Raw genomic sequence first — 11056 nt, 5'->3', positions numbered from 1 at the left:
CCCNCCCCCCCCCCCCCCCCCCGAAATCCCGCCCCGGACCCGCGCCAATTGATAGTTGGTCACACGATATCATCCGGACCGCGTAATCTCGCTCTTCGGCTCTAGACGCGCGGTCGGGGATGGTTAGTCTGCGGTTTGAAACCAGGGAGAAGACAATGAAGGACCGTGGCGTACAGCGTACCTTGTTAGCCGTTGCCGGATCACGCAAAATGCGATGCGCAACCTTGGCTCTCGCGGCAATGATCCCTGCCGCGGCATTGGCGCAAGATGTTACTCCACAGGCGGCCACTGCCGATACGAAGATCGCCGCGGCCAAAGATCCTAAAGTCTGCCGGAGCGAAGGCAAGTCCGGGACGCATCTCATAAAGAAGCGGTGCTTGCCGAAATCTCATTGGGCGGAGCTGGATCGGAAGGCGTATTTCAACATGGAGGAACGCCGGTTCCAGCAAAACGCTTCGCCGGTCGCGGCGGCCGCGCCGTTCTAAGGCCGGTTAGGGGTGACTGCGGTCGGCGTTGAGATCTATAGCATACTCATGACCCTACGCCCCTTCCACCTCGCCTTCCCGGTCCACGACCTCGCCGCGGCCCGCACCTTCTACGGCGCCACACTCGGCTGTCGCGAAGGCCGCTCCAGCGACCAGTGGATCGATTTCGACCTGTTCGGCCACCAGATCGTCGCGCATCTCGACCCCTCCGCCAAACCCGTCGCGGTCGAGAATGCGGTTGATGGCCACGCCGTCCCCGTGCCGCATTTCGGCGTCGTCCTGACGATGGACGACTGGACCACGCTGTCGGAACGCGTCACCGCCGCGGGCGTGCAATTCGGGATCGCGCCCTATGTCCGCTTCAAGGGCGAGCCCGGCGAGCAGGCGACGATGTTCTTTTGCGATCCCAGCGGCAACGCTCTCGAGTTCAAGGCGTTCGCCAACGACGACATGCTTTTCGCGACCTAAGGACTATTCATGGCCAACCCCATCACCGTCGACGTTCCCCATCAGCTCGGCAAGGCTGCAGTCCGCGCGCGGCTCGACGGCGGGATCGACAAGATCAGCGCCAGCATCCCCGGTGGCTCGGTGACCGATCACCGCTGGGACGGGGACACGCTGCACTTCACGATCCAGGCGATGGGCCAGACGATCGCCAGCGCGGTCACGGTGTTCGAAACCAACGTCCACGCGGTCGTCGACCTGCCCGGCATCCTCGGGCTGTTCGCGAGCAAGATCCAGGACATGATCCGCAAGGAAGCACCGAAACTGCTGCGCTGACCCGAAAGCGCCGGGGGCGGATCAGGCCTCCGGCGCGCGCCGATACAGCGCGAACGCAGCCTTCGCGCCGGCGACCGCATCCGCGATCCAGGCCTCGTCTGCCGGCTGTTGATCGATCGTCGCGAGCAACGCGCGCCATTCGCCCGACAGATGTTTCGCACCGAGATACGCCGACGGCATGCCGTCGGGCACAGACCGCGACAACATGATGCCGCCGAGCCTCGAGCCCTCGATTACATACATAGCGCCCCAGCCGGCCGCCTCGCTCGGCGCTAAGTCGAACGTCATCGGCGCAGGCATCTCCTCGCCCAAGGCGGCGAGATCCGCGGCAAGCGCGTCACCCCGTGATCGGACCGCGGCGAGGCCTGGGATATCGTCCAGCCAAGCCTCCACAGCCGGCAACGCCTTGGCATGCGCGATCAGGAACGCGCGGTAATCGTCCGCATCGCGCAGGTCATAGCGTCCGAACCCGGCATCGACCGCATCGTGATCGCTCGCCGTCGCTGCCCGGAGTCGAGCGACGGTCGATGCAGTCTCCGTCAACAGCAGCGCCCTCCGCCCTTGCTGCCGTACCGAGCCTCCTGCCGATCGCGGAAGAACGCGCGTTCGTCCATCGGCGGGTGGTCCGGATGCCGCTCGGCCATGTGCTGGCAATAGGCGGTGTAGGACGGCACGCCGACCATCAGCAGCGCGGTCTCGCGTGCCTTTGCATACAGCGCGCGGATCATTCCGCGGCCACCAGTTGCGGCGGGACTTCGGTCACCGTCGGCCGATCGATCTTCAGCGCCGCGAGGCAGGTGCGGATGCCGAAGAAGACGATCGACAGCACCACCGCCAGGAACAGCGCGCACAACCCCGCGTCGATCCGGTCGTTGAGCACGATCCGCTGCATCTCGGCCATCGTCTTGGCTGGCGCGAGCAATTCACCGCGCGCCGCCGCATCCGCGAACTTCGAAGCATGCGCGAGGAACCCGACCTTGGGATCGCTCGCGAACAGCTTCATCAGCCCGGCGGTGATCGTGCACAGGCACAGCCACGCGGCGGGCAGGATCGTCACCCACGCGTAACGCTGGCGCTTCATGCGGAACAGCACCACCGTCGCCAGCACGAGCGCGACCGCCGCCAGCATCTGGTTCGAAATGCCGAACAACGGCCACAGCGTGTTCACGCCGCCCAATGGATCGGTGACGCCCTGATACAGGAAGAAGCCCCACGCGATCACGCAAAGCGCAGTCGCGATCAGCCCCGGCACAATGGCGGACGCGTTACGGAAAGACGGCACCGCCAGCCCGATCAGGTCCTGCAGCATGAACCGCCCGGCGCGCGTGCCCGCGTCGACTGCGGTGAGAATGAACAGCGCCTCGAAAAGGATCGCGAAGTGATACCAGAACGCCTTCATCGCCTGCCCGCCGACGAGGTGGCTGAAGATCTCCGACATCGCCACCGCCAGCGTCGGTGCGCCGCCCGTCCGCGAGACGATCGTGGTCTCGCCGACGTCCTTCGCGGTCTGCGCGAGCAGTTCGGGCGTGATCGGGAAGCCCATCGCCGTCACCGCGGTCGCCGCCGAGGCGAAGTCGGTGCCGACCACCGCCGCCGGGCTGTTCATCGCGAAATACACGCCGGGATCGAGGATCGACGCGCCGACCAGCGCCATGATCGCGACGAAGCTCTCCATCAGCATCGCGCCGTAACCGATGAACTGCGCGTCGCCTTCGCTGGCGATGAGTTTCGGCGTCGTGCCGCTCGCGATCAGCGCGTGGAAGCCCGACACCGCGCCGCACGCGATCGTGATGAACAGGAACGGGAAGAGTCCGCCCGACCAGACTGGGCCGGATCCGTCGATGAACGGGGTGAGCGCAGGCATCTTGAGCGGCGGGGCAACCACCGCGATGCCGATCGCGAGCGCGACGATCGCGCCGATTTTGAGGAACGTCGACAGGTAGTCGCGGGGCGCAAGCAGCAGCCACACCGGCAGGACGGAGGCGACCGCGCCGTAGCCGACCATCAGCACGCAGAGCTGTACCGGCGTCAGTGTGAACAGCGGCGCGAGTGTCGGCGAGGCGGCGACGGTGCCGCCATAGACGATCGCGGCGAGCAGCCCGATGACGCCGAGCACGGAGACTTCGCCGACCTTTCCGGGGCGGATCCAGCGCGTGTAGATACCCATCAGGAACGCCAGCGGGATCGTCGCGGCGACCGTGAACAGTCCCCACGGACTGCCCGCGAGCGCACGCACCACGATCAGCGCGAGCACGGCGAGGATGATGACCATGATCGCGAACGTACCCACCAGCGCGATCACGCCGGGGATCGCGCCCATCTCCATACGGATCAGCTCGCCGAGTGACCGCCCATCGCGCCGCATAGAGATGAACAGGATCATGAAATCCTGCACCGCGCCTGCGAGCACGACGCCGGCGAGGATCCAGAGCGTGCCGGGGAGGTAGCCCATCTGCGCGGCGAGCACCGGGCCGACGAGGGGGCCGGCACCGGCGATGGCGGCGAAATGGTGGCCGAACAAGACGTTGCGGTCGGTCGCGACATAGTCGAGCCCGTCCGCGCGGCGCAGCGCCGGGGTTTGCCGCGACGGATCGAGCTGCATGACGTGGCGCGCGATATACCGAGCGTAGAATCGGTACGCGATCAGCTGGACCGAGACGGCGGCGGTGACGATCCACAGCGCGTTGACATGCTCGCCCCGCTCGAACGCGACGACCGCAAGTGCGCAGGCTGCGAGGAGGGCCAGTGCACCCCAACCGATTTTCTCGCGTAATGTCATTGCGCTCGCCCTCCCGTGCGGTCCGTCCTGCGCGACATCGCGTATTCGGGAGGCGAGCGCTAGCCTAGATTAGGTCTTGGACAGAAGGTCAACGCTCCACCCCGGCGGAGGCCGGGGCCCAATTGGGGACGGGAGTGGCGACGCTACCCGCTCCGTTGTGGCAACCTTTCCAATTGGGCCCCGGCCTCCGCCGGGGTAGGGATTGGTCAAGAACGATACGATCCCGGCAAACGTGGCCAGACAGCGTGCTCTGTTGGCATGCTGCGACCTTGAGGGCACCCCGCTCGAAGCCGGCAATAACCTCTCTTCCGTCACCCCGGCGGAGGCCGGGGCCCACCGTTCCGCATACTCCACGGGCCGCGAACATGCGGAACGGTGGATGCCGGAACGAGCCCGGCATGACGGGGCACGGTGCGCTCGCGTGACGGGGTTCCGGCTTGGACGGTCCGCGCCGAATTTGCTCCCCTCCCTGGCAGGGAGGGGCTGGGGGTGGGTTGGTCGGCTTCTCCACGACCGTCGGGCCTTGGGGAAGCCGACCAACTCCCACCCCTCTCCTCCAGAGAAGGGTGGGCGTGGGCATTTCAGCCCATCAGCCGGCCTTCACGCGCCTGCCCAAACTCAAACCTGCGAGTGATGCCCCTTCAGCTCGTCACCCACGATCCGAACCACATGCAGCACGTTGGTCGACCCAGGCGTCCGAAACGGCACGCCCGCGAGCACGATCACCCGATCCCCCGCCTTCGCGATCCCATGCCGCAACGCCATCCGTTTCGACTTCGCGACCATGTCCTCGAACGACTCGACGTCGCGCGTGTGGACCGCATGCGTTCCCCACAACAGCCCGAGCCGCCGCGACGTTTCCTGGCTCGGGGTCAGCACCAGCAACGGCACCGACGGCCGCTCGCGTGCGATCCGCCGTGCGGTCGAGCCCGACGTGGTGAAGCAGATGATCGCCACCGCCGACACCGTCGCCGCGATGTTCTTTGCCGCCTCGGCCAGCGCATCCGCGGTCGTCGGATCGGGCTTCATCACGGTGAAGTGCATGCGGTCGCCGTGCTCGGGATCGCCCTCGACCGACACGCCGATCGCATCCATCATCGCGACCGATTCGACCGGCCACGCGCCCGCCGCGCTCTCCGCCGACAGCATGATCGCGTCGGCGCCGTCATACACCGCGGTTGCGACGTCCGACACTTCCGCGCGCGTCGGCGAGGGCGAGGTGATCATCGATTCGAGCATCTGCGTCGCGACGACCACCGGGCGGCCCATCCGGCGCGAGACCTCGACGATGCGCTTCTGCAGGGGCGGCACCGCCTGCGGTGGCATCTCGACGCCGAGATCGCCGCGCGCGACCATCACGCCGTCGCACGCCTCGACGATCTCCTCGAGCCGCTCGATCGCCGCGGGCTTCTCGATCTTCGCCATCAGCGCAGCCTTGCCGCCGATCAGCTTCCGCGCTTCCCAGAGATCCTCGGGACGCTGGACGAACGACAGCGCGATCCAGTCGACGCCTTGGTCGACCGCGAAGTCTAGATCGCTGCGGTCCTTCTCGGTCAGCGCGGCCATCGGCAGCACGACGTCGGGGACGTTCAGCCCCTTGCTGTTCGACAGCGCACCGCCGACCTCGACCCGCGTCGTGATCTGGCGTGGGCTGTGCGACACGACGCGCAACACCAGCTTGCCGTCGTCGAGCAGCAGTCGCGCGCCCGGCTCGATCGCCGCGAAGATCTCGTCATGCGGCAGTTCCACCCGCGTTGCGTCGCCCGGCGTCGGGTCGCGGTCGAGCAGGAAGGTCGAACCGGTTTCCAGCACGGTGCGCCCGCCGTCGAACTTGCCGACGCGCAGTTTCGGCCCTTGGAGATCGGCGAGGATGGTCGAGGGGCGACCATATTCCTTTTCTAGCGCGCGAATCGCCTGGATCACGGCGATCTTCGACTGCTGGTCGCCGTGGCTCATGTTGATGCGGAACGCGTCGGCGCCGGTGCGGAACAGCGTCGCGATCATCTCGGGGGTGCTGCTGGCGGGGCCGAGCGTCGCGAGGATGCGGACTTTCCGCAAACGGGGAGCAATGGCGTGGGTCATGCGTGCGTTTCCTGGGGGAGGTCTTTGCCGCGACGGGCCTTAAACCCTATCTCCGTACGATCAACCACGGAGCATACGAATGAATCCCGATCGCCTCGATACTTTGGACGATGCCGTAGCGGCGAAAGCCTTTCGCCGCCTGATCCGCCACCTCCGCCACCGCGAGGACGCGCAGAATGTCGACCTGATGGGGCTGGCCGGTTTCTGCCGGAACTGCCTGTCGGACTGGGTCGAGGAGGCTGGCGGCATGTCGAGGGATGCCGCGCGGGAGACGGTGTACGGAATGCCGTACGCAGAATGGAAGGCGCATCACCAGGGCGACGCAAGCCCTGAGCAACTCGAACGGATGAAGGCGAGTGTCGCGAAGAACGCGCCGTTCGATTCAGGCGATTGAGCCAAGCACGGTAAACGCCTAGACGCCTTCCGGCACCAGCAGCGGCATGATTCACGACGTCGTGAGACGGCGGTCACCGGTGCGGGCTTGTATCTCGATTGGCTTTAGGCTGGCGCGTGGCGTCGGCGAGTGGGGAATTTTCGATGTCTGACGAACGGCAACACGGCATGGGCGGCGGCGCGGTCGCAGCGGACGAACTGCGCCTGCTGATCGAGCGCGCCGAGCGTCTCGAAGAAGAGAAGAAGGGTATCTCGGACGACATCAAGGACGTGATGGCCGAAGCCAAGGGCCGCGGTTACGACCCCAAGGCGATCCGGAAAATCCTGTCGATCCGGAAGAAGAAGAAGGAAGAGTATCAGGAGGAGGAGGCGATCCTCGAGGTGTATCTCCAGGCGCTGGGAATGATCTGAGGATCTTCTAATCTTCCGCGGTGTCTCTCGCTCGATATGGGATCGGGCGGGGGTACCGCATTAACTCGCGTGATGTACCGGTAGAGAATGTTTCTCCCGATCATCATGGCACTCGCCCTGGTCCTGGCTATCAACATGGTCACCGTCGCTGCGTTTGCGGTCGACAAGCGGCGATCGCTGACCGGAGCTTGGCGCATCCCCGAGTCCCGCTTGCTCTGGTTCGCGGCGCTCGGTGGCAGCCCCGGCGCGTTCTGGGCGCGGGGTCGCTTTCGTCACAAAACTCGCAAGCAACCGTTCGTCGGTCGGCTCCAGATCATCGCGATGGTGCAGGTCGGCGTCGTTGCGGGGCTGGCGTTTGCCTTCGTGTTCTAGCGCCGGCCGATCCTAGGCCGCCTCGGCGGGCAACGTCGTCCAGCCCAACCCTGGAATCGTGATCGAGCGTTTCCCCGCGAGATCTGTCCTACAGACAATGAGTTCGCGGCTTTCGATATAGCCGATCAGCCGTTTCACGCGGCCGATCGAACTCGTCCCATAAGTTGCGGCAATCCGCGCATCCGACGGGCACGGTTCGCCTTCGCGTGCCGCTCTCGCGACCAGCAAGAACGCACCCAGCATGTCGTCGGGAAGGCCGCTCGCCACGTCCAGCGCAGCGGTCCAGGCTTCGTCGGTCATGTCGAAAATTCCCGCGCGGGCGCAGCTCAGGCGGCGGACGAAGCCGGGGAGATCGAGTGGCGGCTTGGCCAGCCCACCCATCCGACACCGCACCTGAAAATCCTGGAATAGCACCGACGGCGGCCGCAGCGTCGACTCAGGATCCTCGACGATCGCGCGGAAGACGTCGGCGTAGACCGCCTCGACCTCGTCGTCGGTCTTCTCGGGCGGCGGCGGAGCCGCGGTGCGCGGTTCGGGCGGGCGGGCGATGCCGTCGAGCAGTTCCTCCGCCGGCACGCGACGCGGCCGCGAATCGAACATCAGGCCGAGTTCGGGGGCGTCGACGACCGGCTCGGACAGCAGGTCCTGCAGATCCATCGGCGCGGCGCTGGGGAGGGGGGTGAGCTTCGGGCTGCCGCTGCGGGCCGACGTCGCGACGTCGCCGATCTTCACCGTGATCGGTCGCCGCGACACCGCCGGCCCGAGCGCCATGAACGTGCCGCGCTGGAGATCGCGAATCGCTTCGGCCTGACGCCGCTCCATGCCCAGCAGGTCGGCGGCGCGCGCCATGTCGATGTCGAGGAAGGTGCGCCCCATGAGGAAGTTCGACGCCTCCGCAGCGACGTTCTTCGCCAGCTTCGCGAGGCGCTGCGTCGCAATCACGCCAGCAAGGCCGCGTTTGCGCCCGCGGCACATCAGGTTGGTCATCGCGGCGAGCGACGCGCGACGGACTTCCTCGGACACTTCGCCGCCTGTCACCGGCGCGAACATCTGCGCTTCGTCGACCACCACCAGCACCGGATACCAATGCTCGCGCGGCGCATCGAACAGCGCGGACAGGAACGACGCGGCGCACCGCATCTGGCCCTCGACCTCGAGCCCCTCGAGGCTCAGCACCGCCGACGTCCGATGTTCCCGCAACCGCGTCGCGATCCGCGCGATCTCGCGTTCGCTATAATCGCCCGCCTCGATCACGACGTGCCCGTGCGGCCCTGCGAGCGTCACGAAATCGCCTTCAGGATCGATCACGATCTGCTGGACATGGCCCGCCGATCGCTCGAGCAGCCGGCGCAGCAGATGCGATTTCCCCGAGCCCGAATTGCCCTGCACCAACAGGCGGGTGGCGAGTAGTTCCTCCAGGTCGACGCCGACGGCAGTACCATTGCCGTCGGTGCCCATATTCACGCTAACCGTCATGCCGCGCGTTTGGCAGGTGCGGGCGTATGGGAGCAAGGAGTCTTTATGGCTTCCGTCGCAAGCGGGACTTTGCGCGCTGGAATAATCCGCAATCCCGGCTAGGCCTTGGGGCATGGCTACACACTCCCCGCTCGCCGATCTCGCGCAACGCCTCCTCGGCAAGGCGCCGGGCGACCTCGACGAGGAGGAGCGCCGCGTCCTTGCGGGGATCGAGGCGGGGACTACGGTCAGCCGCGACGCTGCCGACGTCTCGGACGAGCGCGCCACCTTCGGCGAGCGGCTGTCGGACCGGGTCGCGAAGATCGGCGGGTCGTGGGGGTTCATCATCGCCTTCACCGCGGTGCTGATCGGGTGGATGCTGCTGAACTCGGATATCCTCGTGCATTTCGGGCGCGCGTTCGATCCGTATCCCTACATCTTCCTCAACCTGCTGCTGTCGACGGTCGCGGCGATCCAGGCGCCTGTCATCATGATGAGCCAGAACCGGCAATCGGCGAAGGATCGCCTTGCCGCGAGCCTCGACTATGAGACCAACTTGCGCGCCGAACTCGACATTTTACGCGTGCACCACAAGATCGACCATTTGGTGCTGGCGCGCCTCGAGGCGATCGAGGCGAAGATCGACGCTCTGGCGAAAACGGCCTCACCGTCCTAAAGCCACCCCATCAGGCTATTAGAGGCACCGATGGCAGGCCATTCCAAATACAAGAATATCATGTACCGCAAGGGCGCGCAGGACAAGAAGCGCTCGTCGGCGTTCAGCAAGCTCAGCCGCGAGATCACGGTCGCGGCCAAGATGGGGCTGCCCGACGTCGACATGAACCCGCGCCTGCGCGCGGCGGTCAACGCGGCCAAGGCGGCGTCGCTGCCGAAGGAGAACATCCAGCGCTCGATCGACAAGGCTAGCCGCGGCGATGCCGAGAATTACGAGGAAATCCGCTACGAGGGCTTCGGCCCCGGCGGCGTGTCGCTGATCATCGAGGCGCTGACCGACAATCGCAACCGCACCGCGACCAACGTGCGCGTCGCGGTCGGCAAGAACGGCGGCAACCTCGGCGCGGGCGGTTCGGTCAGCCACGCGTTCGATCGCGTCGGGCTGATCTCGTATCCAGCGAGCGCAGGCGATGCCGACACGGTGTTCGAAGCGGCACTTGAGGCTGGCGCCGAGGACGTCACGTCGAGCGAGGACGGCCATGAGGTCTGGACCGCGCAGGGCGACCTGCACGAGGTGGCCAAGGCTTTGGAAGCCAAGCTCGGCGAGGCCGAAGGCGCCAAGCTCGCCTGGCGCCCGCAGGTGATGGTCGCGGTCGAAGCGGACGATGCGGCGACCTTGTTCAAGCTGATCGATGCGCTCGACGAGGACGACGACGTGCAGACCGTCTGGGGCAATTACGAAATCTCCGACGAGATCATGGAGTCGCTGGGTTGAGGGAATGAGAAGGAAGATTGGTTCGCGCAGAGGCGCAGAGGCGCGGAGAGTGGCGCTTCGTGCAATCGTCTTCAGCGCCAGCGGCGTCTCAGCCTTTGGTCAGCAAGATGAGGTAAAAGTCCCGCTAACGCGAGACGATAGCCAAAAGCGCACCCCCTCCGCGCCTCTGCGCCTCTGCGCGAACCAAACTTCTTCCTTCTTCGCATGATCATCCTAGGACTAGACCCAGGCCTGGGCACCACCGGTTGGGGAGTCATCCGCGCCGACGGGAACCGCCTGAGCCATATCGCCAACGGCCAGATCAAGACCGATCCGTCGATGGCGCTCCCCCGCCGCCTCACCGCGCTGTATAACGCGCTGATCGACGTCATCCGTACCGAACGCCCCGACGGCGCCGCGGTCGAGGAAGTGCTCGGCAACACCAACGCGCAATCCACACTCAAGCTTGGCCAGGCGCGCGGCGTCGTGTTGCTGGCAGCGGCCGGCGCGGGGCTGCACATCGGCGAATACCACCCCTCGACCGTCAAGAAGGGCGTCGTCGGCACCGGCGGCGCGGACAAGAAGCAGATTCAGGCGATGATGGCGGTGCTGCTGCCGGGCGCGAAGCTCGCCGGCCCCGATGCCGCCGATGCGCTCGCGGTGGCGATCACGCATGCGCACCACGTCGCGAGTGCGGCTGCGCTGGCCCGGCGAAGCGGTACCGGCACCTGATCCACCGGGTACCGACCGCGTCGTAGCGAACGCGGAATCCGCGCAGCCGCTGGAACACCAATCCCATGGCGCGCGCCGAGCTCCGGGCGCAGCAATCGATCAACTTTCGATGGCCAAGACAGGATTGCTGTGGCAGTC

Annotated in this window: 14 protein-coding genes; 9 read left to right on the top strand and 5 right to left on the bottom strand. The window is 66.2% G+C overall.

All coding sequences use genetic code 11. The annotated features are described in order from the left end of the window. Positions 1–155: 155 nt before the first annotated feature. Genes VH567_RS16520 through VH567_RS16510 form a run of 3 tightly spaced genes read left to right on the top strand, consistent with a single transcriptional unit; the run spans position 156 to position 1265 of the window. The gene (locus tag VH567_RS16520) at positions 156–485 is read left to right on the top strand and encodes a hypothetical protein (RefSeq protein WP_423327323.1); all 330 of its coding nucleotides are present in this window, start codon (positions 156–158) and stop codon (positions 483–485) included. A 48-nt stretch (positions 486–533) separates the two neighbouring features. Continuing rightward, positions 534–953, top strand: coding sequence for a VOC family protein (locus VH567_RS16515; protein WP_423327322.1), 420 nt, complete (start codon positions 534–536; stop codon positions 951–953). Positions 954–962: 9 nt separating this feature from the next. Continuing rightward, a complete protein-coding gene (locus VH567_RS16510) occupies positions 963–1265 on the top strand; it encodes a polyhydroxyalkanoic acid system family protein (RefSeq protein WP_056411856.1) in 303 nt (100 codons plus the stop codon). Positions 1266–1286: 21 nt separating this feature from the next. Here VH567_RS16510 and VH567_RS16505 read toward each other — a convergent pair whose 3' ends face one another. From VH567_RS16505 to pyk, 4 genes are all read right to left on the bottom strand, one after another. Next, positions 1287–1808, bottom strand: coding sequence for a biliverdin-producing heme oxygenase (locus tag VH567_RS16505; protein ID WP_423327321.1), 522 nt, complete (start codon positions 1806–1808; stop codon positions 1287–1289). Then, positions 1805–1993, bottom strand: coding sequence for a YbdD/YjiX family protein (locus VH567_RS16500; RefSeq protein WP_423327320.1), 189 nt, complete (start codon positions 1991–1993; stop codon positions 1805–1807). Before VH567_RS16500 ends, VH567_RS16505 begins: the two co-directional genes overlap by 4 nt. Then, complete coding sequence (locus tag VH567_RS16495) at positions 1990–4044, bottom strand: carbon starvation CstA family protein (protein WP_423327319.1); 2055 nt, start codon at positions 4042–4044, stop codon at positions 1990–1992. The genes VH567_RS16500 and VH567_RS16495 overlap by 4 nt, the downstream gene beginning before the upstream one ends. A gap of 618 nt (positions 4045–4662) precedes the next feature. Next, positions 4663–6126: a pyruvate kinase gene (pyk, locus tag VH567_RS16490; protein ID WP_423327318.1), complete on the bottom strand. Its 1464-nt coding sequence runs from the start codon at positions 6124–6126 to the stop codon at positions 4663–4665. A gap of 79 nt (positions 6127–6205) precedes the next feature. Between pyk and VH567_RS16485 the strand changes: the two genes are divergently transcribed. The 3 genes from VH567_RS16485 (at position 6206) to VH567_RS16475 (ending at position 7302) form a co-directional block, all read left to right on the top strand. Then, positions 6206–6520, top strand: a complete 315-nt coding sequence (locus tag VH567_RS16485; RefSeq protein ID WP_423327317.1) for a DUF1244 domain-containing protein — start codon at positions 6206–6208, stop codon at positions 6518–6520. A gap of 167 nt (positions 6521–6687) precedes the next feature. Next, positions 6688–6930, top strand: coding sequence for a DUF2312 domain-containing protein (locus tag VH567_RS16480; protein WP_197942503.1), 243 nt, complete (start codon positions 6688–6690; stop codon positions 6928–6930). Positions 6931–7017: 87 nt separating this feature from the next. Then, on the top strand, positions 7018–7302 hold the full coding sequence (locus VH567_RS16475; protein WP_423327316.1) for a DUF1294 domain-containing protein: 285 nt from the start codon (positions 7018–7020) through the stop codon (positions 7300–7302). Positions 7303–7314: 12 nt separating this feature from the next. Here the strand turns inward: VH567_RS16475 and VH567_RS16470 are convergent, their stop codons facing one another. Then, positions 7315–8778 (bottom strand): ATP-binding protein, encoded by a 1464-nt coding sequence (locus VH567_RS16470; protein ID WP_121904341.1) that lies wholly within the window; start codon positions 8776–8778, stop codon positions 7315–7317. Positions 8779–8890: 112 nt separating this feature from the next. On the opposite strand from VH567_RS16470, the gene VH567_RS16465 reads away from it, so the two are divergent. From VH567_RS16465 to ruvC, 3 genes are all read left to right on the top strand, one after another. After that, the gene (locus VH567_RS16465) at positions 8891–9433 is read left to right on the top strand and encodes a DUF1003 domain-containing protein (protein ID WP_423327315.1); all 543 of its coding nucleotides are present in this window, start codon (positions 8891–8893) and stop codon (positions 9431–9433) included. A 30-nt stretch (positions 9434–9463) separates the two neighbouring features. Then, entirely contained in the window at positions 9464–10207 is a 744-nt protein-coding gene (locus VH567_RS16460; protein WP_107951882.1) for a YebC/PmpR family DNA-binding transcriptional regulator, read from the top strand. A gap of 204 nt (positions 10208–10411) precedes the next feature. Continuing rightward, complete coding sequence (ruvC, locus tag VH567_RS16455) at positions 10412–10918, top strand: crossover junction endodeoxyribonuclease RuvC (RefSeq protein WP_423327314.1); 507 nt, start codon at positions 10412–10414, stop codon at positions 10916–10918. The last annotated feature ends 138 nt before the right edge of the window (positions 10919–11056 follow it).

It is taken from the genome of Sphingomonas sp. 4RDLI-65, from assembly GCF_049472435.1.
Classification (GTDB): domain Bacteria; phylum Pseudomonadota; class Alphaproteobacteria; order Sphingomonadales; family Sphingomonadaceae; genus Sphingomonas.
The sequence above is the reverse complement of the archived record's forward strand: the minus strand, read 5'-3'. Positions and strand labels throughout refer to the sequence as shown.

Excerpts from the sequence above, each read along its gene's own strand:
- VH567_RS16480 (WP_197942503.1), top strand. The coding sequence starts at position 6,688 with ATGGGCGGCGGCGCGGTCGCAGCGGACGAACTGCGCCTGCTGATCGAG.
- VH567_RS16520 (WP_423327323.1), top strand. The coding sequence starts at position 156 with ATGAAGGACCGTGGCGTACAGCGTACCTTGTTAGCCGTTGCCGGATCA.
- VH567_RS16510 (WP_056411856.1), top strand. The coding sequence starts at position 963 with ATGGCCAACCCCATCACCGTCGACGTTCCCCATCAGCTCGGCAAGGCT.
- pyk (WP_423327318.1), bottom strand. The coding sequence starts at position 6,126 with ATGACCCACGCCATTGCTCCCCGTTTGCGGAAAGTCCGCATCCTCGCG.
- VH567_RS16460 (WP_107951882.1), top strand. The coding sequence starts at position 9,464 with ATGGCAGGCCATTCCAAATACAAGAATATCATGTACCGCAAGGGCGCG.
- VH567_RS16475 (WP_423327316.1), top strand. The coding sequence starts at position 7,018 with ATGTTTCTCCCGATCATCATGGCACTCGCCCTGGTCCTGGCTATCAAC.
- ruvC (WP_423327314.1), top strand. The coding sequence starts at position 10,412 with ATGATCATCCTAGGACTAGACCCAGGCCTGGGCACCACCGGTTGGGGA.
- VH567_RS16515 (WP_423327322.1), top strand. The coding sequence starts at position 534 with ATGACCCTACGCCCCTTCCACCTCGCCTTCCCGGTCCACGACCTCGCC.
- VH567_RS16500 (WP_423327320.1), bottom strand. The coding sequence starts at position 1,993 with ATGATCCGCGCGCTGTATGCAAAGGCACGCGAGACCGCGCTGCTGATG.
- VH567_RS16470 (WP_121904341.1), bottom strand. The coding sequence starts at position 8,778 with ATGACGGTTAGCGTGAATATGGGCACCGACGGCAATGGTACTGCCGTC.
- VH567_RS16495 (WP_423327319.1), bottom strand. The coding sequence starts at position 4,044 with ATGACATTACGCGAGAAAATCGGTTGGGGTGCACTGGCCCTCCTCGCA.
- VH567_RS16485 (WP_423327317.1), top strand. The coding sequence starts at position 6,206 with ATGAATCCCGATCGCCTCGATACTTTGGACGATGCCGTAGCGGCGAAA.
- VH567_RS16465 (WP_423327315.1), top strand. The coding sequence starts at position 8,891 with ATGGCTACACACTCCCCGCTCGCCGATCTCGCGCAACGCCTCCTCGGC.